Origin of the sequence: Gilliamella sp. wkB178 (assembly GCF_001690705.1) — a bacterium.
In the GTDB taxonomy this organism is placed as follows: domain Bacteria; phylum Pseudomonadota; class Gammaproteobacteria; order Enterobacterales; family Orbaceae; genus Gilliamella; species Gilliamella apicola_K.
In genome coordinates, this window is sequence record NZ_LZGK01000001.1 from 64,495 (window position 1) to 88,575 (window position 24,081).

The 24,081-nt window shown below is 37.2% G+C and carries 17 protein-coding genes, 2 tRNA genes and 1 other RNA gene; 8 read left to right on the forward strand and 12 right to left on the reverse strand.

Annotated elements, in window-relative coordinates; translation table 11 throughout:
- Positions 1-23: 23 nt before the first annotated feature.
- Together metE and A9G13_RS00320 are read right to left on the reverse strand one after the other, a co-directional pair.
- The gene (gene metE / locus A9G13_RS00315) at positions 24-2,297 is read right to left on the reverse strand and encodes a 5-methyltetrahydropteroyltriglutamate--homocysteine S-methyltransferase (protein WP_065555645.1); all 2,274 of its coding nucleotides are present in this window, start codon (positions 2,295-2,297) and stop codon (positions 24-26) included.
- Between the two features lie 261 nt (positions 2,298-2,558).
- Positions 2,559-3,110 carry a DUF1440 domain-containing protein gene (locus A9G13_RS00320; protein ID WP_065555646.1) on the reverse strand — a complete coding sequence of 184 codons (552 nt, stop codon included), beginning with the start codon at positions 3,108-3,110 and terminating at the stop codon, positions 2,559-2,561.
- Between the two features lie 282 nt (positions 3,111-3,392).
- Between A9G13_RS00320 and A9G13_RS00325 the strand changes: the two genes are divergently transcribed.
- A complete protein-coding gene (locus A9G13_RS00325) occupies positions 3,393-4,745 on the forward strand; it encodes an Nramp family divalent metal transporter (protein ID WP_065555647.1) in 1,353 nt (450 codons plus the stop codon).
- Positions 4,746-4,908: 163 nt separating this feature from the next.
- On the opposite strand, the gene nagE is transcribed toward A9G13_RS00325, so the two are convergent.
- A complete protein-coding gene (gene nagE, locus A9G13_RS00330; RefSeq protein WP_065555648.1) occupies positions 4,909-6,396 on the reverse strand; it encodes an N-acetylglucosamine-specific PTS transporter subunit IIBC in 1,488 nt (495 codons plus the stop codon).
- A gap of 252 nt (positions 6,397-6,648) precedes the next feature.
- On the opposite strand from nagE, the gene nagB reads away from it, so the two are divergent.
- From nagB to A9G13_RS00345, 3 genes are read left to right on the forward strand one after another with little or no spacing between them, the layout of a single operon-like run.
- The gene (gene nagB, locus A9G13_RS00335) at positions 6,649-7,455 is read left to right on the forward strand and encodes a glucosamine-6-phosphate deaminase (RefSeq protein ID WP_065555649.1); all 807 of its coding nucleotides are present in this window, start codon (positions 6,649-6,651) and stop codon (positions 7,453-7,455) included.
- 11 nt (positions 7,456-7,466) lie between these two features.
- Complete coding sequence (gene nagA, locus A9G13_RS00340; protein WP_065555650.1) at positions 7,467-8,609, forward strand: N-acetylglucosamine-6-phosphate deacetylase; 1,143 nt, start codon at positions 7,467-7,469, stop codon at positions 8,607-8,609.
- 35 nt (positions 8,610-8,644) lie between these two features.
- Entirely contained in the window at positions 8,645-9,874 is a 1,230-nt protein-coding gene (locus A9G13_RS00345) for an ROK family protein (RefSeq protein ID WP_065555651.1), read from the forward strand.
- Between the two features lie 42 nt (positions 9,875-9,916).
- Here the strand turns inward: A9G13_RS00345 and asd are convergent, their stop codons facing one another.
- The 5 genes from asd to A9G13_RS00370 form a co-directional block, all read right to left on the reverse strand.
- The gene (asd, locus tag A9G13_RS00350; RefSeq protein ID WP_065555652.1) at positions 9,917-11,020 is read right to left on the reverse strand and encodes an aspartate-semialdehyde dehydrogenase; all 1,104 of its coding nucleotides are present in this window, start codon (positions 11,018-11,020) and stop codon (positions 9,917-9,919) included.
- A gap of 321 nt (positions 11,021-11,341) precedes the next feature.
- Positions 11,342-11,467: non-coding RNA, RtT sRNA (locus tag A9G13_RS00355), on the reverse strand.
- Between the two features lie 41 nt (positions 11,468-11,508).
- Positions 11,509-11,585: transfer RNA gene (locus tag A9G13_RS00360), tRNA-Pro, on the reverse strand.
- A gap of 29 nt (positions 11,586-11,614) precedes the next feature.
- Positions 11,615-11,690: transfer RNA gene (locus A9G13_RS00365), tRNA-His, on the reverse strand.
- Between the two features lie 124 nt (positions 11,691-11,814).
- Positions 11,815-13,110 (reverse strand): L-cysteine desulfidase family protein, encoded by a 1,296-nt coding sequence (locus A9G13_RS00370; RefSeq protein ID WP_218059104.1) that lies wholly within the window; start codon positions 13,108-13,110, stop codon positions 11,815-11,817.
- A gap of 342 nt (positions 13,111-13,452) precedes the next feature.
- Here A9G13_RS00370 and A9G13_RS00375 point away from each other — a divergent pair, with 342 nt between their 5' ends.
- Positions 13,453-14,133, forward strand: coding sequence for a response regulator transcription factor (locus A9G13_RS00375; protein WP_065555785.1), 681 nt, complete (start codon positions 13,453-13,455; stop codon positions 14,131-14,133).
- A gap of 28 nt (positions 14,134-14,161) precedes the next feature.
- Positions 14,162-15,466 (forward strand): ATP-binding protein, encoded by a 1,305-nt coding sequence (locus A9G13_RS00380; RefSeq protein ID WP_065555654.1) that lies wholly within the window; start codon positions 14,162-14,164, stop codon positions 15,464-15,466.
- Here the strand turns inward: A9G13_RS00380 and A9G13_RS00385 are convergent.
- The gene (locus tag A9G13_RS00385) at positions 15,463-16,134 is read right to left on the reverse strand and encodes a M15 family metallopeptidase (protein ID WP_176701929.1); all 672 of its coding nucleotides are present in this window, start codon (positions 16,132-16,134) and stop codon (positions 15,463-15,465) included. The two genes, A9G13_RS00380 and A9G13_RS00385, sit on opposite strands and share 4 nt — an antisense overlap.
- Positions 16,135-16,315: 181 nt before the next feature.
- Between A9G13_RS00385 and A9G13_RS00390 the strand changes: the two genes are divergently transcribed.
- Both A9G13_RS00390 and A9G13_RS00395 read left to right on the forward strand, forming a co-directional pair.
- The gene (locus A9G13_RS00390; RefSeq protein ID WP_065555656.1) at positions 16,316-17,506 is read left to right on the forward strand and encodes a bifunctional tRNA (adenosine(37)-C2)-methyltransferase TrmG/ribosomal RNA large subunit methyltransferase RlmN; all 1,191 of its coding nucleotides are present in this window, start codon (positions 16,316-16,318) and stop codon (positions 17,504-17,506) included.
- A gap of 27 nt (positions 17,507-17,533) precedes the next feature.
- The gene (locus tag A9G13_RS00395) at positions 17,534-18,148 is read left to right on the forward strand and encodes a hypothetical protein (RefSeq protein WP_065555657.1); all 615 of its coding nucleotides are present in this window, start codon (positions 17,534-17,536) and stop codon (positions 18,146-18,148) included.
- A gap of 56 nt (positions 18,149-18,204) precedes the next feature.
- Here A9G13_RS00395 and A9G13_RS00400 read toward each other — a convergent pair whose 3' ends face one another.
- From A9G13_RS00400 to groL, 3 genes are all read right to left on the reverse strand, one after another.
- Complete coding sequence (locus tag A9G13_RS00400; protein ID WP_065555658.1) at positions 18,205-20,334, reverse strand: AAA family ATPase; 2,130 nt, start codon at positions 20,332-20,334, stop codon at positions 18,205-18,207.
- A 14-nt stretch (positions 20,335-20,348) separates the two neighbouring features.
- Positions 20,349-21,980 (reverse strand): hypothetical protein, encoded by a 1,632-nt coding sequence (locus A9G13_RS00405; protein ID WP_065555659.1) that lies wholly within the window; start codon positions 21,978-21,980, stop codon positions 20,349-20,351.
- A gap of 426 nt (positions 21,981-22,406) precedes the next feature.
- Complete coding sequence (groL, locus tag A9G13_RS00410; RefSeq protein ID WP_065555660.1) at positions 22,407-24,053, reverse strand: chaperonin GroEL; 1,647 nt, start codon at positions 24,051-24,053, stop codon at positions 22,407-22,409.
- Positions 24,054-24,081: the final 28 nt, after the last annotated feature.

The window sequence follows — 24,081 nt, forward strand, 5'->3', positions numbered from 1 at the left end:
TTATGCTTGTTAGTGAAACAGCATTAACTAAGTGTTTTTCTCACTTCTAAAGTTGCTTGCACCAAGTGTTGTAAACTTTCGACCACTTCTTTCTCACCACGGGTTTTTAAACCACAATCTGGATTGATCCACAATTTTTGTTTTTCAATTTTGGCAAGTAACTTCTCAATTGTGGCTTTAATTTCAGCAACTGGCGGTACGCGTGGTGAGTGAATATCATATACACCAGGACCAACTTCAGTTTTAAAATTATTGGCTTTAAGCACGTCGATTAATTGCAAGTTAGAACGTGATGCTTCAAACGAGATCACATCAGCATCCATTGCATCAATATCCTTGATAATGTCAGCAAATTCGCTATAACACATATGGGTGTGGATTTGGGTATCAGCTTGCACTTTACTGTGCACTAATCTGAATGCCGGAATTGCCCAATCAAGGTATTCACTATTCCAATCTGCTTTACGCAGTGGTAGTTTTTCTTTGAGTGCCGCTTCATCAATTTGGATGATCTTGATACCTGCAGCTTCCAGATCTAATACTTCGTCACCAATAGCTAAAGCAATTTGGAATACCGATTCTTTTTGTGAAATATCTTCACGTGGGAACGACCAGTTAAGAATAGTTACCGGTCCGGTTAGCATGCCTTTAACTGGTTTATTAGTTAGGCTTTGCGCATATTGTGAATAGGCAACAGTAATTGGTTTTGAGCGTGAGATATCACCCCAAACAATAGGTGGCTTAACGCAACGAGTACCATAAGATTGTACCCATGCTTTTTCTGTAAATACAAAACCATTTAGGCTTTCACCAAAATATTCCACCATATCATTACGTTCAAATTCGCCGTGAACTAATACATCAATACCGATTTGTTCTTGTAATTTAATGCACTGGGCAATTTTCTGTTTGTTAAATTCAGTATATTCATTCAGGCAAATTTCCCCTTTTTTGAATTTAGCACGATTTAAACGTACATCCGGAGTTTGTGGGAATGAACCAATAGTAGTGGTTGGTAATAATGGTAAATTAAATGCTTGTTTCTGTGTGGCTTCACGTACAGAAAACTCAGGTAAGCGGGTAAAATCAGACTCTTTTAAAGCTGCGACTTTTTGACGAACGTTTTGATTGGCACCTTCACGTTCACGGGTAAATAGCGTTTGATTAGCTTTATAAGCTGCATTGTTATCAGGATTGGTGTCATTAAACAATTGACCCAGTTCAGCAAGTTCTTGCAGTTTTTCTTGCGCAAAAGCAAAGTATGCGCGTTGCTGAATAGTGAGTTTGGTCTCATTTTGTAAAGTGTATGGTACATGTAATAATGAACAAGACGTATTAATAACAATTTTTTCAGCGTTTTGCTTAATTTGATTTAATAACGCTAAGGTTTTTTGGTAATTGTTTTTCCAAATATTTTTGCCATTTACCACCCCAGCAAATAGTACTTTGTTAGCTGGGAAACCATTATTTTTAAGTAAGTTTAATGACTGTTTACCTTCAACAAAATCAAGACCAATACCATCAAATGGTAAAGCCACTAGTTCTTGATAGCAGTCGCGCACATCACCAAAATAGGTTTGTAACACTACTTTAGTATTACCTTTAACAGTTAAAATAGCTTGATACAGTTCAGTAAATAGCGCGAGATCATCTTTATTGAGATCAGTGACTAAAATTGGTTCATCAATCTGAATCCACTCAGCCCCAAGTGAGGTGAATTTTTGAATGATATCTTGATAAGCTTTAATAATATCTGCTTTAAAATCAGCAAACTGTTTGTTACCTAAATACTGGGCTAATTTGAAAAAGGTTAATGCGCCGATAACCACCGGTTTGGTTTGTATACCTAGAGCTTTTGCTTCTTGATATTCATCAAAAGGCTTCGTGCCGGTGAGTTTAATTTGTACAGAATCTTCAATTTCAGGCACTAAATAGTGATAATTGGTATTAAACCATTTTTTCATCGCTAATGCGCGCACATCACCTTTATCACCTTGATAACCGCGTGCCATGGCAAAATAACGATCAAGTTCAGGTAAACCTAAATCTTGGTAACGTTTAGGAATAACATTAAGTAAACAAGTGGTATCTAATACTGCATCATAAAATGAAAAGTCATTAGATGAAATAAATGCAATTTTCTGTGCAGCTTGTTGTTGTAAATGTTCGGCACGTAAAGCCTTAGCTTCAGCTAATAATTCAGCTTGGGTTTTATTGCCTTTAAAATAAGCTTCGGTAGCAAATTTAAGTTCACGCAGTTTACCAACACGAGGATATCCAATAACAGCAGTATTCATTTTTGTTTCCTTTTATCACTTTTTTAGTAATAAAGAAGATAACAAAAAAAAATGTTATTGAATAATTCTCATTTTTTATTAACTGTTATAGTTTTTTTATATATCAATTTAATATAAGTCTGAATATATGTTAAATATAGTTCTTATCAAAAGTTGTTATTGAAGATATGGTTATTTGGCACGATTTTTTGATAAAAAAATCCTTCTATATTTAGTTGATATAGAAGGATCTAATATTAATTTATTATAATGTATACTAATCTATTGACGCCATTCACCATGAATTGGCCGTGAAAAATGGGCAAGAACCGCAATCATACAAATTTCAATAGATACACCCCAATAAATATGCCCTAAAATTTCACTCCATAGTTCATAACCGTTCAAATTCCATAACCAACCAACTACACCAGGGGCATCATATGCCGGATGGCGAAAACCAAATAAAGGAATTAAAAAACCATGCATAGCGATGGTAATAATAATGCCATAAAATGCACCATACCATAGTCGGATTTTATTCCAAAAATATGCAATAAAGACATACACAAAAGCAAACGCAAAACTAAACAACCAGTGATAAAGAGTCACGGCACCTGAAACAATAGCGGTTTGATAAACATAATCCAAGGAATGAGAATTAATGCCTAACCAACCCAGCCACGCATCAATGTGCGCTGCCGGTGGTGAAATTTCACCGGGTACTCGGGGCGGCATGTTAACTTCTGAACCCCATTTAACTAATGCACTAATGAATCCACCAATAATTGTTGTCCAAATAATAATCTGACGATTAGTTTTATTTCCAAACATAAAGGCTGTTTCCTATGTTAGCGTTAAAATGAGCGCAAATTATATTACACAGCTATTCCAGAAAAAAGAAATTTGTATGAATTTTATTCAGTAAAAATCTCTTATCATCATTACCTATACCTTATATTGTTATAATCAATCTGTTTATTTTTTTCTGCTTGATATCATGTTATCCAATAAATTTGGTGTAAAAATGTTAAAAATAATTGAATTATTTTATTGATAATGATTCTCATTATCATTAGAATACCATTAATTACATTTAACAAAGAGATTTTAGTTATGTTAAAAACATCGACAATTAGCCTTGAAGAAATAAATAATACTGTGCGTATTCCGGATCATCAGTCTGGTTTTTTTCGAAAACTTTGGGCTTATTCTGGTCCGGGAGCATTAGTTGCCGTAGGTTATATGGATCCAGGTAATTGGATCACTTCTATACAAGGCGGCGCACTTTATAGTTATTTACTGTTATCAGTTATATTAATATCGAGCTTAATTGCTATGCTGCTGCAAGCTATGTGTGTAAAAATAGGTGTCGTCACTGGTATGGATTTAGCTCAAGCAACCAAGGCGATGGTAGGTAAGAAAGTCTCTTTTTGTTTATGGATATCGACAGAATTGGCTATTATAGCCACCGAAATAGCTGAAGTTATTGGTAGTGCGGTAGCATTAAATCTGTTATTTGATATCCCATTATTAATAGGTGTGTTATTAACGGTATTTGATGTAATTATTCTGTTATTACTTATGCAGTTTGGCTTTAGAAAAATAGAAGCGATCGTATTTTGCTTAATTGCCACTATCTTTATTATATTTACCTATGAGGTTTTAAGGGCATCACCTGAAATGAGTGAGGTCATTAATGGCTTTATTCCAAGAATAGATATTTTCACCGCATCAATTAAAGGTCATGACTCAGCACTGGTTATAGCACTTGGTATTGTTGGTGCGACAGTTATGCCACATAATCTCTACCTGCACTCATCTATTGTGCAAACCAGAAAATATGATAGGAAGAAAACCGCAAGTCTAAAAGATGCGATTAAATATGCAACGATTGATTCTAATGTACAATTGTCATTTTCATTTATTATCAATTGTTTATTACTAATCCTCGGTGCGTCACTATTTTTTGGTAATGATCCGGATGATCTTGGTCGCTTCACACAACTTTATGATGCTTTAAAAGATCCACAAATGGTTGGTCCGGTAGCGAGTTCAATCATGGCTACCTTATTTGCAGTGGCTTTGTTGGCATCAGGCCAGAATGCCACTATCACAGGTACTTTGACTGGGCAGATTGTGATGGAAGGATTTATAAACTTCTCCATACCACTGTGGGCAAGAAGGCTTGTCAGTCGAGGATTAGCAGTAACTCCTGTTATTTTATGCATCTGGATATGGGGCGACAGGGAAAGTATCGTAGAAAACTTATTGATATACACTCAAGTATTTTTAAGTGTAGCCTTACCTATATCAATGGTTCCTTTAATATTAGTAACTTCTAGCAAGAAAGTGATGGGGGAATTTGTTAACTGTAAGCTGACTATTATCTTAGGTTGGTTAGCCACGGTTTCATTGGTAATTTTAAATCTGCAGTTAATTTATGAAGTGATTAGTTCATTATTTTAGCTAGGTGGTAAGATCTTAGTTAAATTAAGAAAGGATAATTAGAAGTAATTATAGATTGTTTATCAAAATAGCGAGGGATTAAATAATTAATCCACGCTATTTTTTTCAGCTCAGTTGATTAATAACGTGGATTATAAATTTAATTGAATAATTTTTAATTTAATTAAACTAATTTTTTCATGTGATCAGCGATCTTTTCCGCTTGTTGCCCCACCACAATTTGCACACCCGTCTTACCTAATTTAATTACCGCCATGGCGCCAAGGGCTTTAGCAGCTTGTTCATCAATAAGATCGGAATCATTAACATTTAGGCGTAAACGAGTGATACAAGAATCAATATTAGTTAAATTTTGTTTACCACCAATAACAGCTATATATTGTTGAGCCAGTTTAGCTATATCAGTTACAGTTGCTGTTGCTTTAGATTCTTGAGTTGCTGTCGCTGATGTATCATCATCTTCACGACCAGGTGTTTTAAGATTGAATTTGACAATCACAAAGCGGAAGACTACATAGTAAACCACAAAGAACACTAAACCTTGTAGGATTAACATGTACCAATGTACTGCTAGTGGATTGCGTGATTGTAGCAACATATCAATTAACCCGGCACTAAATGCAAAGCCTGATATCCATTGTAAAGTAGCGGCAATAAATAGCGAAATTCCGGTTAAAACAGCATGAATAACGTAAAGTATTGGTGCCACAAACATAAAGGCAAATTCTAATGGCTCGGTTATACCAGTGAAGAAAGCGGCAAAAGAAGCTGCTAACATAATTGAAGCGGTTTTATCTTTATTGCCTTTTTTCGCGGTATGGTAAATAGCTAATGCGGCACCCGGTAAACCAAACATCATAATCGGGAAGAAACCAGCTTGATAACGGCCAGTAATACCTATAGTAGCTTTACCGGCATCAATCGATTCTTGTCCACCTAAGAAATACGGAATGTCGTTAATACCAGCAACGTCAAACCAGAACACGGAGTTAAGAGCATGGTGCAAGCCTACCGGGATTAATAAACGATTGAAGAAGCCATAAATACCGGCACCAACAGAGCCTAAGTTTTTAATCCATTCACCAAATGATACTAATGAGCTAAATACAATTGGCCAGATAAAATATAACACCACCGAAACAAATAACATTACAATGGAAACAATAATTGGCACTAAACGTTTACCACTGAAAAAAGCTAATGCTTTATGTAATTCAACGGCACTAAAGCGATTGTATAATTCAGCCGCAATGATACCAACTAAAATCCCAATAAATTGATTGTTAATTTTTGCATAGGCTGGTGATATTTGCTTTTGCCAATCTGTTACACTGGTGTCGATTCCTTGGAAAAGAGCAACTGCAGTTGGTGATAATAGTGTGGTAATAATTAAAAAACCAACTAAACCAGCTAGTGCCGCTGCGCCATCTTTATCTTTCGACATTCCATAAGCCACCCCGATTGCAAAAAGGATTGGCATATTATCAATAATTGCACCACCTGATTGGAGTAAAAACGTAGCAACAACACTATTTCCTCCAACGCTCTTGATCCAATGACCAATACCCATCAGTATTGCTGCTGCAGGTAGTACTGCCACTGGTACCATTAATGAGCGTCCGATACGCTGCAAATATGCTAAAATTCCCATAAATTGTTACCCCATATATTTAATAGGTGAATTACCTAAAAAAGTACTTAAATTTGACATCTTTAAGTAAAATTAAATTAACCAGTTATATTTCATGCTATATTATTTTACTTCGCAAATTAATTATTCGTTTTTTGTGATTTTAATCACGATTTTTTTTGAATTGCTACTTTAATATAGTAAAATATAGCTAACATATTTTACTTAGAAAAAAAAGAAGTTGTTTAATTATATCAGAAGAGGTGATATCTAATGAGACTTATTCCTTTACAAAATGCTCAAGAAGTGGGCGCTTGGGTGGCGAAACGTATTGTTAATAAAATCAACCAATTTAAACCAACAGCAGATCGTCCATTTTTGTTAGGTTTGCCTACCGGTAGTTCACCGTTAGTAATGTATCAACAATTAATTAAACAGTATCAAGCTGGTAATGTCAGTTTTAAGCATGTGGTTACTTTTAATATGGATGAATATGTAGGGCTGCCGGAAGATCACCCACAAAGTTATCACACTTTTATGTACGATAATTTCTTCAATCATATTGATATTGATAAAAATAACATCCATATACTTAATGGTAACGCTGCTGATATTGATGAAGAATGTCGCCAATATGAAGCTAAAATTAAAGCTTATGGCAAAATTAATATCTTTGTTGGTGGTGTTGGTCAAGATGGACATATTGCGTTTAATGAACCGGGATCTTCGCTCTGTTCAAGAACACGAATTAAAACCTTAACTGAAGATACGCGTATTGCTAATTCTCGTTTTTTTAATAACGATAAAAATCAAGTACCAAAACATGCGCTTACCATTGGTGTAGCGACTTTAATGGACGCACAAGAAGTCATTTTATTAGTTTGTGGTCATAATAAGAGCTTGGCGTTACAAGCAGGTGTTGAAGGTTCTGTTAATCATCTTTGGACTGTAACTGCTTTACAAATGCATCCAGCTTCGATTATTGTTTGTGATGAACCAAGCACAGATGATCTTAAAGTTAAAACGTTAAAATATTTTACTCAAATGGAAGCTGATAATCTCAAAGTGACCGTTTTATAAAGGATAACTCAATGTACGCATTAACAAATTGTCGTGTTTATACAGGCTTTGAAATTCTTGAAAATCATGCCGTTATTATTGATAAAGATAAAATTGTCACAGTCTGTAAACAAAACGAAATACCAACAGATATTACCATTGAAAATTTACAAGGCGCTATGGTTGCGCCTGGTTTTATTGATATTCAAGTCAATGGTTGTGGTGGGGTGCAATTTAATGAAACACTGGATGCGTTAAGTGTAGCAACATTAGAAAAAATGCAAGCAACTAACCTTATTTCCGGTTGCACTAGCTATTTACCCACATTAATTACCTCCAGTGATGAATTTATGATCAAAGGTGTGAATGTTATGCGTGAATATTTAGCTACGCATGCCAATCAAGCCCTTGGTTTGCACCTTGAAGGGCCTTATATCAATCCAGAAAAAAAAGGCATTCATGATGTTAACTTCATTCGTCAGCCATCGCAAAAAATGATTGATTTTCTTTGTGACAATGCCGATGTAATAAAAATTATTACCTTAGCCCCGGAAAAAGTAGCCAGTCATTTTATAAAACAACTGGTTAATGCCGGCATTCATGTTTCAGTTGGGCATTCTAATGGTCATTATGATGATTGTCGTCGTGGATTTAATGATGGTATTAGTTTAGGTACTCATCTTTTCAACGCCATGCCATATATATCCGGGCGTGAGCCTGGAGTGGTTGGTGCCATTTATGATGAACCCGAAGTTTATGTTGGGATTATTGCCGATGGTCAACATGTAAATTGGGCTAATATTCGCAACAGTCATAAAATCAAACAAGATCATTTAGTGCTAATTACTGACGCGATGTTACTTGCTGGATCCAACTTATCCTCAGGTGTTTTTGCTGGTAAAACTATTTATTATAAAGATGGTCGCTGTGTGGACGAAAATGGTACTTTAGGCGGATCAGCATTAACCATGATCGAAGCTGTTAAAAATGCTGTTGAATATGTTGGTATTGCCTTAGATGAGGCTTTACGCATGGCTACGCTTTACCCGGCAAAAGCCATAGGTGTAGACAAAACGCTTGGAACTATCAGTGAAGGTAAAATTGCTAACTTAGTGGTGTTTGATCGTGATTTTACTGTATCTAAAACTATTGTTAATGGAGTGATGACTCGTTAAAATGTTATTTAATCAGTGACAAGATTGAGTAACATATGACTTTTAATTATTTAAATTTAGTCGGCAATGCTGAACTAATCAAACAACTTAATTATGCAATGATTTACCGTTTGATTGTTCAGCAAGCGCCCATTTCCCGGATCCAATTGGCGGAAATTAGCCAATTAGCCCCAGCAAGCATCACTAAAATTACCCGCCAATTTCTTAAAAATAAATTGATTAAAGAGATTGATACCCAACAATCAACGGGAGGCCGTCCCGCTGTTTCGATTGAGGCTAAATTTACCCATTATCAAACCATTGCTGTGCAATTAAGCCGTTCACATGTGATTGTGGAACTTTATGATCTTGGTGCTAATTGCTTAGCCTCAAAAACCTATCCGCTAACTGATTTTACCGAAAAACTGGCCCAAAAATATTTAATTACTTTAATAGAACAATTTATCCAAGAACACAGCAAAAAAATTAAAAACCTAATTGCTATTTCGGTGGTAATGCCCGGGTTGATTGATTCGGTACACGGGATTGTTCGGTATACGCCACATATTCAAGTTAAAGAATGGCCTTTGGCGGACGTATTACACAAGCAATTTAATGTGTCTATTTTTGTCGGTAATGATATTCAAAGCCTGGCATTAGCAGAAAGTTACTTTGGTACCACGCAAAATGTTGACGATTCTATTCTCATCCGTGTACATCATGGTGTCGGTTCAGGGGTTATTGTTAATCAACAATTGCTTACTAATCATAATCAAAGTGCTTGTGAGGTTGGGCATATTCAAGTTGATGCCTTAGGTGATCGTTGTCACTGTGGTAATTTTGGTTGTTTAGAAAATCGCGTGGTCAATCGAGCAATTGAAAATCGAGCCAAACAGATGATTGCACAAGGTTATCCGACTAAATTAACAATTGGCGAATGTAATATTGCTAATATTTGTGCCTGTGCCAATCAAGGTGATGAATTAGCGATTAAATTGGTCAAAGATGCTGGTGAGAATTTAGGTCGAGCGGCCGCAATTATGGTTAATATATTTAATCCTCAGCGCATCGTATTAGCGGGTGAATTAATTAAATCCCCGGAAATACTGTTAAGTGCGGTTAACAGCGCATTAAAAACTCAGAGTTTAGAAGGATTAAGAAAGAATCTGACTATTACTTGTTCAACACTTAATGATCGCTCTGCGATCGGCGCATTTGCCTTAGTGCAACAAGCATTATTTAATGGATCGCTGCTAATAACTTTGTTCGATAGTAATGAAGTGTAGTGATTGCTATAAAAATAAAGCCCGATAAAATCGGGCTTTTTATTAGGCTAAAATGCGTAACATTCTACGTAAAGGTTCTGCGGCTCCCCACAATAATTGGTCACCGACAGTAAAGGCCGATAAGAAGTCTTTACCCATATTTAGTTTACGTAAGCGCCCAACTGGCGTAGTTAATGTGCCGGTAACGGCAGCAGGAGTAAGTTCGCGCATAGAAATTTCGCGATCGTTCGGTACCACTTTTACCCAATCATTATGCGCAGCAAGGAGTTTTTCTATTTCTGGTACACTGATGTCTTTTTTCAACTTGATAGTGAAAGATTGACTATGACAACGCAATGCGCCAACACGAACACAAAGTCCATCAACAGGAATAATTTGTTTGCTACCTAAAATTTTATTGGTTTCTGCTTGCCCTTTCCATTCTTCTCTACTTTGTCCATTATCAAGGGCTTTATCGATCCAAGGAATGAGGCTTCCCGCTAATGGCACGCCAAAATTATCAGTAGGCAAACTGCCATCACGCATTTTTTGGGTGACTTTACGTTCAATATCCAAAATAGATGAGTGTGGATCTTGTAACTCTTTAGCTACATCTGCATGCAACATACCCATTTGAGTTAATAATTCACGCATATGGCGAGCACCGCCACCAGAAGCAGCTTGATAAGTCGAAACTGCAATCCAGTCAACCAGATTCTCAGCAAACAAACCACCTAATGACATCAACATCAAACTAACGGTACAGTTACCACCAACAAAGGTTTTAATGCCTTGGTCTAAGGCAGCATGAATGTTGGCTTTATTCACCGGATCTAACACGATAATCGCATCTTTCTCCATACGTAGTGTTGACGCGGCATCGATCCAATAACCTTGCCAGCCGGTAGCACGTAATTTTGAGTAAATTTCAGAGGTATAATCACCACCTTGGCAAGTCACAATAATATCTAATGCTTTTAAGGCATCTAAATTATCAGCACTTTGCAAAGTACCAGTTTTACCACCAAAGACTGGTGCTGCTTGCCCAGCTTGCGAAGTAGAAAAGAACACCGGATTGATATAATCAAAATCATGTTCTTCAACCATACGTTGCATAAGAACAGACCCCACCATTCCACGCCAACCGACAAAACCAACATTTTTCATAATTTTTCCCATTCCAAAAGTAATAGTTATATACAGAAACGCTTTACTATTAAAGCAAAATATCACTATAAAACAAAGTAAGATAAGAATTATTTTTGTCAGCACAGATATAATAACGTGGTGTTATGGCTGATTATGCTTACTGTGTTGTTTAGATAGGTATTGGTGGTAGGGTATATAAATAGGGATAACTATAACGACTATTATTGAAGCAACCTAGCCTTGTGGTGCATGGCTCCCTACCACCTGTTGGTTCAAATTTGACTGAAATAGTTTCAATAAAAAAGCCCACTCAAATGAGTAGGCTTTTTTATTGAAAATTGGTCGGCGAGAGAGGATGACTCGCATTATCATGCTCGCCCTACGGGTCGTTGCTGAAGCAACGTTGTCTCGCGGTGCTCGGCTCGAACCTCTTGTCGGTTCGAATCTTACTAAAATAGTTTCAATAAAAAAGCCCACTCAAATGAGTAGGCTTTTTTATTTGAAATTGGTCGGCGAGAGAGGATTCGAACCTCCGACCCACTGGTCCCAAACCAGTTGCGCTACCAAGCTGCGCTACTCGCCGTTTGTAGTCATTTTATGTATTACATAAAATGGGGTGGCTAATGGGATTCGAACCCACGACAACTGGAATCACAATCCAGGGCTCTACCAACTGAGCTATAGCCACCATAGAAGTAGGACGAAATATTACGCATAAAAAATAACAATGTCCAGTATATTTTTTAAAATATTCGCTGACTGATTATATAAAAACCGCTAACAGCTTAATCTTATAGCATGGCTAGTTAAAATTAGGCTTTATGCGACATTATATCAATAATTTGTAAGTCAGTAACTTTCATACTATTACTAACAATAGCGCCCAAATTATTGATCGACGTTTCAACACTATCGCCAACAATACCTTCTTTACCAGTGACTCTAATACGATTTAGTGCCATTAATACCGCCTTAAATCCGGAAGCAACCGAGGTAGAAACTTTCATGGCACAACTATTGGAAGCGCCATCACAAATAATACCGGTTAAATCACCGATCATACTGCAAATTGCCATATCGATAGGTTCATATTGACCATTACCGAGCAACCACGCCATGCCAGCAGCAGATCCCATTGCCGCAGTGGAAGCCGCACAAAGCGCAGAAAGTGGTGGAAATTTGCTATGAATATAAATGGCAAGCGTATGAGAAAGTACCAATGCCCGAGCCAATTGCTCTTGGGTGGCTTCCAGATAATCAGCAACTACAACAACCGGCATAGTGGCGGTAATACCTTGATTGCCGGAACCGGAATTACTCATTGCCGGTAAAGTCGCGCCCCCCATACGGGCATCCGAGGCCGCGGTGGTACGAATAATCACTTTTGATAACAGATCATCAGCCAGTAACCCAGTCTTAGTTTGCTGGTGCAGCGTGGCGGCAATGCTTAAACCGTAAGCTTGTCGCAATCCTTCCTGAGATAGAGCGTCATTTAACTCTGCAGAATCAAGAATAAATTTGATAGCTTCAAAATCAACATTAGTAGCAAAATCATAGATTGATTTTACCGATAGCGAGTTCATTATGGTGTGATTTTGTGAACCACCTTGGTTATTCTGTTTATTTTTATACAGCGTGACATTATTTTTGACGATTGCAATTACGTTAGTATGTGCATTTTCAATACAAACTTTAACATGATCGGTGTCAGTATAAATATTGGCTTCGGAATAAATAGCCTTGTTATTATTAGCAATTTTGACACTAACCAAATTGTCAGCTAACATTTTTTTCGCTTTAGCTAGCTGTTGCGGGGTAATATTTTTGAGTACTTCAAGGCCAGCATGCGCATCGCCACCTAGTGCGCCAATAGCTGCAGCAATTGGCAAGCCAACCATACCAGTGCCGGGTACGGTTACACCCATACCATTTTTCATTAAATTAGGCGAAACATACGCATCTATTTTTCTAATATTGTTTTTATCAAGATATTCGCTGGCAATAGCGGAGGCTAGCGCTAGCGATATAGGTTCGGTACAACCAAGCGCCGGTAAAACTTCATGCTTCACCATAGCGATTAATTCTTGCCACATTACTGGCTGTTTCATGCTTATCTCCATTTTTAAGAGTAATGGTAAATGGTGACATAAATAACAGATTTAAAATGATATCTTATTATAAATTAAAGATAAATTGAATTATTTGATAATCTAGTTGATTAGTTATAATATTTGCTTATTAACTAGTTATTATTTGCTAACTGGGGTGAAGTCATAAACCTAGTTTTTATATGTAAACGTATAGCAAACCTAAAACATCTTTGCAAAATTGCTATAAAAATAATCAAAAACAATCTAAAAATTATGTAATATTTTAGTAAAACAACCTGACTTTTTTTATATTATTGCAATAATGTAACTACCTAAAATTAAATAAAAATGACGACTATGATAAATATTTTATTAATTGATGATGATGTTGAATTATCGCAGATGCTTAGTGAATATTTGACCAACGAAGGTTTTAATATCAAAAGTGTTTATCTGGGTAAAAATGGTATCGAGGAAGCGCTATCAGGTAAATATCGTGCGGCAATTTTAGATGTAATGCTACCCGACATCAATGGCATTGACGTGCTAAAAAGTATTCGTCAGCAATGTAATATGCCAGTGATTATGTTAACCGCTAAAGGCGATAATATTGATCGAGTTTTAGGTTTGGAATTAGGTGCCGATGATTATATCCCTAAACCATGTTATCCACGTGAGCTATTAGCCAGATTACGTGCAGTATTACGCCGTTTTGATGAACGGTCAGTGGACACAGTGGATGACAAAAAATATCATTTTAATGGCTTAACCTTAGATCTGCCACAGCGTCTATGTACTTGGAACGACAAAGTGATTGACTTAACTTCGACAGAGTTCAATTTACTCGTGTTACTGGTTAAAAATAATGAAAGAGTAGTGACTAAAGAAGAACTATCTGAAATAGGTTTAGGCCGAGCACGTGAGCTTTATGATCGCAGTGTTGATGTGCATATTAGTAATATTCGCCAGAAGTTGCATCAAGTTGCCCAAAATGTGGTTACCATCGAAACCATTAGAGCGGTCGGTTACCGTATTCGTTAATTGTAAGTAATTGAAACATAGGTTTGGCATGAATCGTCGATTATTTTGGAAAATACTCATTGTATTCTGGGTGATTTTTTACCTTACCTTTCAATTAACTTGGATCGCTTTTTCTGTTTATGTAGACAATAAAAATCAACGATTCCTTAATCATATGCCGACTAAAGTCGATATGATTGCTCAGTTATTACATGTAGCCGGTGAGGATGAAACCCTTAATTTTATTGCTCACCTGCCTGAGCGCGAACAAGTTTTACTCTCGATAAAACTTGTTTCCCCACAGAATGATCAAGTCAATATCATTACTGACGAATTAGAAACCCCAACCTATGCCTATCAACGTACCACGGTGGCTCCGGATGGTACTTTATATACTGTTTCCTTTAAAGATGATAAAGATGACAGGGACGATAGAAGCAAAAAAAACCTATTTAATATGCCAATGCCGATTATTTTAATGGGGATCTGTGTCGGGCTGATATTTAGTCTATTTTTGGCTTGGAACTTAACCAGACCAATGAAATTACTTAGGAAAGGCTTCTACCAAGTATCGCAAGGCGATCTTTCAGTGCGTTTATTTAATAAGTTAAAACGCCGCCGTGATGAACTTAGTGAACTTGGCAAAGACTTCGATATGATGGTTGAACAGCTCAATATCTTAATCTCCGATCGGCAAGTGTTATTGCATGATGTCTCGCATGAACTGCGCACACCTTTAGCGCGGTTGCAATTAGCTATTGGCTTGGCGCAGCAAAATAAACAAAATATTGATACTTCATTAGCCAGAATCGAACTCGAATCCGAACGCTTAGATCAACTTATTGGTGAGATCCTCAATTATTCGCGTGCCGAAATGAATAATCGTACCGATGAATATTTTGATTTAAAAGATCTTGTTAGTGTCGTGATTAACGATGCTAATTATGAAGCTAATCATCAATCAATTGATGTCCACTTCATCTCGGCAACGATTAATCATTCCATAATTAAAGGTAATTCTGAACAAATTCGCCGGGCAATCGAAAATATAATTCGTAATGCCATTCGCTTTTCTAAAGCTGGGCAAGCCGTTGATGTGTCGTTAAAAGAGATTGGTAAGTATTTACAAATTGAAGTCAAAGATCGTGGCCCGGGTGTTGATGCCAGTAAATTATCCAGCATTTTCGAACCATTTGTACGCATACAATCACCGCAATTGGGTAAAGGCTATGGCCTAGGTTTAGCTATAGCCAGAAAGACCGTTATTATGCATAACGGCACTATTCAAGCTTCAAATCGTGATGGTGGTGGCTTGATTGTCACTATTCGCCTACCGTATTGGCGCAGTCTTTAATAACAATCAGTATTCACCGTTAATACGTATTCTTTAATCAGGTTTTCTAACTTAATTTTATCATGACCAACAAAATTCAATGTTTGCATGATGGTGTTAGCATCGCTTTCTAATAGCGCTTTATATTGGGCTATATACTGACTGGAGATAGGTTTATATGACCAGTGCCATTCTTCCGGTAAATAGCCACCTGTGCGGCCTTCATTGAATGGTCGGCAAAATCCATATTTAGGTAGATTTTCCTGTAACCATTTATAGAGGATTATACCTTTGCTGTCATTGTGAAAATATTCGGATGACACACTGGTAATATCAATATCAGTACCCCAGTGATGGCGTGAGGTGCCAGGCATTGATGAAAATTTTAAAATTTCTTCGGCGATTTGTTGCGGATCATTAATTTTAGCGGTTAAGGCATCCCATTTGCGTTGCCATATGCCATTTTGGTACTGGTAATTACGGGTGGCACTTACCACAATGAAAGGAATATCCGGGTGAGCTTTTTTAAAGTCGCGATATGCCTTAATCAATTGTTGCGCTGGTTGTTTTTGCAGGTACATGCCTTTTTTATTTACTGGCAACTCAGTTGAATCTAAGGCAATAAAATTATCATCTTTCTTTTCGTCAAATTGACCGGTGAGTTTATTTAATGGAATTGATTGTGCCATAGCAAATGTCGAACATAAAAGTAAAATTAGAGTTTGTGTAAGATTGAAAACGGTTTTCAATCTTATTGATTTTTTTGTAGTATTGAACATCACTAATATTCTATTAGCCAGATAAGGTGAAAAACAGTATAATCCTTTTCCGAAAAATTAAAATAGCCATAATGTGTAAAAACGAGGCCTTATGTCAACACCATCAGTAGCTAACACGTCTAACAATTGTGTAGACGCAACCCCAAATACTAATTGCAACCAGACTAATCTAACTAGTGAAAAATTAAATTTACTTAATTTTACTCGTCCACAACTACGAGAATTTTTTGTTTCTCTGGGCGAAAAACCATTTAGAGCCGATCAAGTTATGAAGTGGATCTACCATTTTGGTATTGATGACTTTGATCAAATGACAGATATTAATAAAAAGCTCCGTGAACAATTAAAAACCTTAGCCGAAATTAAAGCGCCAGCTATTGCCGTAGAACAACGATCATCCGACGGCACCATTAAATGGGCATTAGATGTTGGCAATAACCAATTGATTGAATCGGTGTATATCCCCGAGCGAGATCGGGCAACGTTGTGCGTGTCGTCACAAGTGGGCTGCGCTCTAGAATGTAAATTCTGTTCTACTGCCCAACAAGGGTTTAACCGCAATTTAACCGTTTCTGAAATTATTGGCCAAGTGTGGCGAGCAGCAAATGCCATTGGCGTTACAGGTAAATTGGCCGATAGACCAATTACCAATGTGGTAATGATGGGCATGGGTGAACCTTTACTTAACTTAGCCAATGTGGCGCCGGCTATGGAAATTATGTTAGATGATTTTGGTTATGGTTTGTCAAAAAGACGAGTAACTCTTTCTACATCTGGAGTAGTACCGGCTTTAGATAAACTTGCTGGTATGATTGATGTGGCGTTGGCGATTTCGTTACATGCACCTAATGATGCCATTCGTAGTGAAATCATGCCGATTAATCAAAAATATAATATGGCAACTTTGCGCGAGTCGATTTTACGTTATCTTTCGTATTCCAATGCTAACCATGGTAAAGTGACCATTGAATATGTATTACTTAATCAAGTGAATGATGGCGTTGAGCACGCCCATGAACTGGCAGAATTTTTGAAAAATGTGCCATGTAAGATAAACTTAATCCCTTGGAACCCCTTCCCGGGGGCGCCATATTCACGGTGTTCTAATAGTCGCATCGATCGTTTTATGAAAACCTTGATGGGTTATGGTTTTACCGTGATTGTGCGTAAAACTCGTGGTGACGATATTGATGCTGCTTGTGGTCAATTAGCTGGTGAAGTAGTAGATCGCACTAAACGAACATTATATAAAAAGCAAAATCTGGTTCAGCGAACAGCTTAAGGATAAAACTTTAGAAAGGATAAATGGATGAAAAAATACTTAGTTGCTTTAAGTTGTTTAGGCATGCTGGTTATCTCTGGTTGCCAGATGAAAAACCAGAATGAATTCGATCCGGAAACCGCCGCCTTGGCAAGAATGCGTTTAGGGCTCGCTTATTTGGCTAAAGCTGATGAGTCAGAAGACAATGTTAAAGCTGCACATTATAATCTTAAATTAGCCGCCCAATATTCACCCAACAACCCACAAATTATGTTGGCGATGGCAATGTTTGATCAGCATGTGGGTGAATATAACGAAGCCGAAATGATTTATCAACGCATAACCTTAATGCAACCGGGTAATGGCTTATATCATGTGCATTATGGCTCGTTTTTGTGTGGGCGTGATCGCTATACCGAAGCCAAACAGCAATTTGAACAAAGCCTTGAGCTAGATCGCCACCGCTGGAAGGCGGATACCTTTGAACAATATGGTTATTGTGCGATTCAAAATAATGACCAAAAAACCGCTGATTCAATGTTTAAACAGCTGTTCCAGTATGAGGCTAATCGCCGCGAAAGCGTTGCTAAAACCGCCGCCATATACCAAAAAAAGGGTGATATGAAAGTGGCTAATTATTTATTTGCCATTGTAAAACAATAATCTTTATTTGATCGCATAATAAAAAAATAACCTACTTATAATAAGTAGGTTAGTGGTTAGTTTTTAGCAAATGTCATATCAAAGCTATGGGTTTGCTGATTATAAACTGCGGTGAAAGTACCTTGATCATGTGGATTTTGTAAAATATGATTAACGATAAATGGCCTAATATTAGTTTTAATATAGCCTGGTAATCCTCTGGCACCACGGATGATATCGTAATGTTCATGACAAAATGCACTAATACAAGAATCTTGAATCTCGATAGTATAACCACGCGGTTGATAAGCTTGATTTAGTTTGACAATTTCGCGACGAATAATCTGCTCAATAACTTCCATAGGTAGCCGTTTAAAATGAAGAATATTTTCTCGACCATTAAAACGATTGAGTAGTTCTGAACGATAGGTATTATTCAGTTCATTGGTGGCTAATTCGCAGGCGGCTTCATCAGACAGTTCCGGATCTAAATAGTAAGCTTGCCCGATATTTGAGGTCATAATAATCATAATATCCGAGAAATCGACAGTACGACCAACGTTATCAGTTAAACGCCCATCCGATAAAATCTGCAAAAAGATATTAAACACATCAGGGTGCGCTTTTTCGATCTCATCAAACAGGTAAATGCCTACTGGTTTGGATCTAACGGAGTTGGTTAAAATGCCACCCGCTTCAAAACCTTCATACCCTGGTGGAGCGCCAATCAATTTAGCGACAGCATGTTTTTCCATGTATTCTGACATATCAAAACGCACCAATGATTTTTCATCACCATAGACATATTGTGCTAACGCTTTTGCCATTTCAGTTTTGCCAACACCCGATGGTCCTAAAAATAGATAAGACATTGCCGGACCTGACTCTTCAAGGGCATCAACCTTAGCAACTTTAACCGAATTTGCAACATGTTTAACAATACTATCCTGACCAAAAATACGCGATAACAAATTGGCTTCTAAATTAATCAGGTTTTCGACTTCATTTTCATCCAATTTCGATGCCGATATGCCGGAAATTTTACTAAATTCGGTGATCACTTCTTGTCGATTTAATTTCAGCCCTTTATTGGCTAACATAACCAATTTTTGGTGTTGCTCGTTATTCTGGGCAATCTCTGCATCAATCTGGCGGATCTTGTCTTTCAATTTGGTGACTGCCGGGGAATCAAATCCGGCCGATGTTAACTGCGCAAAGGTTTTTATGGCCGCAGATTCCGAATTTTTATTGCTATCTTCCTCTTCTTGTAACTGAGTGATTTCATCTTGTAATTTAAAACGTAAGGTTTCGGCATCACGTTGATATTGATAGGTTTTATTAATTTCAGACTTTAATTCTTGCCAATCTTGTTGCCATTGATCTAATTGTTGCTGTAGCTCTTGGCGTTCAGTTTCATTGCTACTTTTGGCGATCTTTTCCATTAACTCAGCAATTTTAGGGTGCTGTTTATGGGTAAGCTGACGATAACTAGCCAAAGCGCGATCAAGTAATGAAATCGCGCGTTGCGGTTGCGCGCCACCTAAACCTAAACTATCACGATATTTACTGGTTAGGCGTATCGCTTCTTCAATGGCTTCACCATCTACTGCAATTTTATGGTGTTCAGAAAGTTCTTGGCTTACCACCGTAACGATAGCTTGCAAATCACTACCAGTAGGTTCTTTGACATCATAAAGCGTGTACAGTTCCGGCATATTGGTGCTGGCTTTTAATACACTGCTAAGCTTGTCATCACGAACTTCTAAAATAACCTGAAAATTATTGCATTTATCTGCATTATTTAACGCATTGATAAAGTGGGCATTGCCGGTATTATGTGCTGCTTCCAAAAAATTGGCGGTATCTGTAATAATTAGAACGGATTCCGGGGTTTGCAGTAATTTTTTTAAAATGCCTTGAAATTCATTATTAATTTTGTTGCTGTCACCGCTCGAAAACAACGCATCACAGTTTAACCAAAATAATTTTTTTACAATTAAATCAAATGGTGTATCCGGGCTATTTTTTGATGCCTGTAAGCCGAGAGCAAGCGCCGAAACGCCTACTCCTGCTGGTCCTGTTAATAACAGTGAATTTGATGATTTGCGAATCAGAATAGACGAGATTCTTTCTAAATCATGTTCTCTACCCACTAAATTAAAATTAGGGTATTGCGCTAAATACTCACGCCCTCTAATTAAGTACATTATGGCTTCCTTAATTATAGTTTAAAGGGTGATGTAGTATTAGAACTCTCTTTTTGCGGTTCATTTTTTTCCGCTAACACATCGCTGGTTACAGCAATAAAGTCACGGGTATCATCCTGAACATCTTTAGCCATTTTTTCAATTTCATCCAAATTAGCACGCATGGTTTCTAATGCAGAACGTGTGATCTCGGTAGCTTCACGTTGAGTGTCACCAAATTCGGCTAAGTTTTGTAACATGGCTTCTAAATCATTATTAATATCATCGCGACCAGTGGCAATGCGGATAGCTTCATTTTTAGCAATGTCATTAGTCACACGCGCCATTTCAGCTAGAGTATTACCTGCCATTGATTGGGCTTCATTAATCGCCGCTGAGTTTACCGCAGTCACTACCACGCTAAGTTGGGAAGCAACCGAGGCAATCCCGCGTGAATGCATGGCTCTGGCACTTTCAACTTGTTTTTTGGTTGCCGCTTGCATGTTGCGGATTTTAATGGCTTCAGTGGTTAATTCACCATAGGTTTGCATAGTATCCACTGTAGCTGTTGATACGGTATCGATATGTTCATCCAAATTACGGCGAGTTTCATCAAGTTTCATGGATTCTAATAAATTATCGCCAGTATTTTTATTTTCAAGCTCTTGTCTGCGTTCGCGGTGAACAGTTTCCACTTTTTTGGTTGCTTCGTTCATAATGGCATAAATTTGAATCATATTGCCATTATTGTCACTTAAGCCTTCAATTTGCTTAACCATTTTTTCCAAATGACCACGAATCGCCCCAAAGCGTTCTTTACCTTGATTAACAAATTTCAGTGCTGATTCCACCATATCTGCTTGGCGTAAGGTATGTTGTTCTGAAGTTAAGTTAAGCAACTCTTTTAGTTTTTCAACATCCATAGATTCAGCACGCTGTTGTTGGTGCTGTTTAATTTCTTCTTGGATATCGGCTAATTTTTTATGATTATTTTGGATATCTTGATCTAACTGTTCTATTTTCTTTTCATTAGCCGCAATTTTAGCTTTGGATGCCGCTTTAATTTGCCCAAGTCCAAAGAAGCTTTTATCTTTTTGTAATGCTTCAATTTCTAATTTTAAATTGGTTATTTGTTTTTCAGCATTGATGAATTCGTTTTGTACTTGCTGTTTTTCGGCTTCTTTTTCCGCATCCCACTCTTGATCGGCTTTGATTTTAGCTAAGGCATTGCGGGTTTCACCATTCTGGCGCAAGTTATATAAAGCGTCAGTAATTTCGGTAAGTGGTTTGATTTTTTCGATAAAGCTATTAAGGTCATTATTAAAATCAGCATAGACTCGTTGTAATTCAGCAAATACTTCGGTGTCTGTCATTTCAATACGTTGTTTTGACATTTCTTCAGAAATGGATTGTAAATACTCCTTAAAATTATCAAATTCTTGTATTTTGGCACGATCAACTTCTTTATTATCAGTGAATTCTAAAATGCGAGTGACTTCTTCTACTTTTTGTTCCAGTGACAGGCTATCTGAAAACATAACTTTAAAAAAAGAATTTTCTTTGATATTTTCGAGAGGGTTTTCGGCTTTAGCCGTTCTTTGCCGTTGTCTAATTGAATAATCACTTTGTTCAGTGCTGGCTAACTTTTTACTTAAAGATTCACTCATTGTTTTTTTTCCTTTATCCATATTGTTTTTATAGTTACTTACTATCCGCTTACTTTGGATCTGCTATCAAAGCATAAAGCTCAAGCTGAAATAACTGATTTAGTATTAAAGATGTAGAAAGATAAACTTATCTTTATGTATATTATTATCTATTTAAGCTATTAATTTGACAAGTAAAAACCATATACAAATATTTTGGAGTAAACGCCAACAATTATGAGTTAACCAAGATATAAAATTGCTAGCTTATCTAAGGGGAAATAAAAAAAAGTGTTTGTAAAAAGTGTTGCGGAGTCTATACCGTTTTAACCAAATATCAAACTAAAAGACAGTGAGAACATTCAAACAAGTTTAAATTTTAAATATAAAAAAACCACCCATAAATATGAGTGGTTTTTAGTATGATTATGGGTTGGTTAGTATGAATTACATCATGCCGCCCATACCGCCCATGCCGCCCATACCACCAGCAGCACCTAAATCAGCTTTTTCGTCTTTAGGTAAATCAGTAACCATACATTCAGTAGTGATCATTAGTCCAGCAACTGATGCTGCATATTGTAATGCGCTACGAGTTACTTTAGTTGGATCTAAGATACCCATGGCAATCATGTCGCCATATTCTTCAGTTGAGGCATTGTAACCGTAGTTACCTTTACCACCTTTAACCGCGTTAACTACAACTGATGCTTCTTCACCACAGTTAGTTACGATTTGACGTAATGGAGATTCCATTGCACGTAGGGCAACTTTGATACCCATATTTTGATCTTCATTGTCACCTTTAAGGTCAACAATCGCTGCTGCAGCACGAACCAGAGCCACACCACCACCAGCAACCACGCCTTCTTCAACGGCTGCACGAGTTGCGTGTAGCGCATCTTCTACGCGAGCTTTTTTCTCTTTCATTTCAACTTCAGTAGCCGCACCCACTTTAATTACAGCAACACCGCCAGCTAGTTTAGCTACACGTTCTTGCAGTTTTTCTTTATCGTAATCAGAAGTTGATTCTTCGATTTGTTTACGAATTTGTTCAACTCGAGCTGCGATAAGTGATTCTTCACCAACACCGTCAATGATAGTGGTATTGTCTTTGTTGATAACTACACGTTTAGCTTGACCTAAATCTTCAAGAGTGGTTTTTTCAAGTTCTAAACCAATTTCTTCAGAAATTACAGTACCGGAAGTTAAAATAGCGATATCTTGTAACATTGCTTTACGGCGATCACCAAAGCCAGGTGCTTTAACCGCAGCCACTTTAACAATACCACGCATAGTGTTAACCACTAAAGTTGCTAGTGCTTCACCTTCAACATCTTCAGCGATGATTAATAGTGATTTACCGGCTTTAGCCACAGCTTCTAATACTGGTAATAATTCGCGGATATTAGAGATTTTTTTATCGGCTAATAAAATATATGGGCTGTCTAATTCAACAGTTGCTGTTTCTGGTTTGTTGATAAAATATGGAGATAAATAACCACGGTCAAATTGCATACCTTCAACTACATCAAGTTCGTCTTGTAGACCAGTACCATCTTCAACAGTGATAACACCTTCTTTACCTACTTTTTCCATTGCTTGCGCAATTAAAGAACCAACAGTTTTATCTTCATTAGCGGAGATAGTACCTACTTGGGCAATGGCTTTAGAGTCAGCACAAGGAGAGGATAATTTTTTAAGTTCTTCAACCGCTGCAATAACCGCTTTATCAATACCACGTTTTAAATCCATTGGATTCATACCCGCAGCAACAGCTTTCAAGCCTTCATTCACAATTGATTGTGCCAGTACAGTTGCAGTAGTGGTACCATCACCAGCGGCGTCATTGGCTTTTGAAGCAACTTCTTTCACCATTTGTGCACCCATGTTTTCGAATTTATCTTCTAATTCGATTTCACGAGCAACAGAAACACCATCTTTAGTAATAGTTGGTGCACCAAATGATTTGTCTAATACTACATTGCGTCCTTTTGGACCTAAAGTAACTTTAACTGCATCAGCAAGTACATTAACACCGTGAAGCATTTTGATGCGAGCGTCGTTACCAAATTTTACATCTTTAGCTGCCATTTTTGTTTCTCCTAAATTCTGTATATAA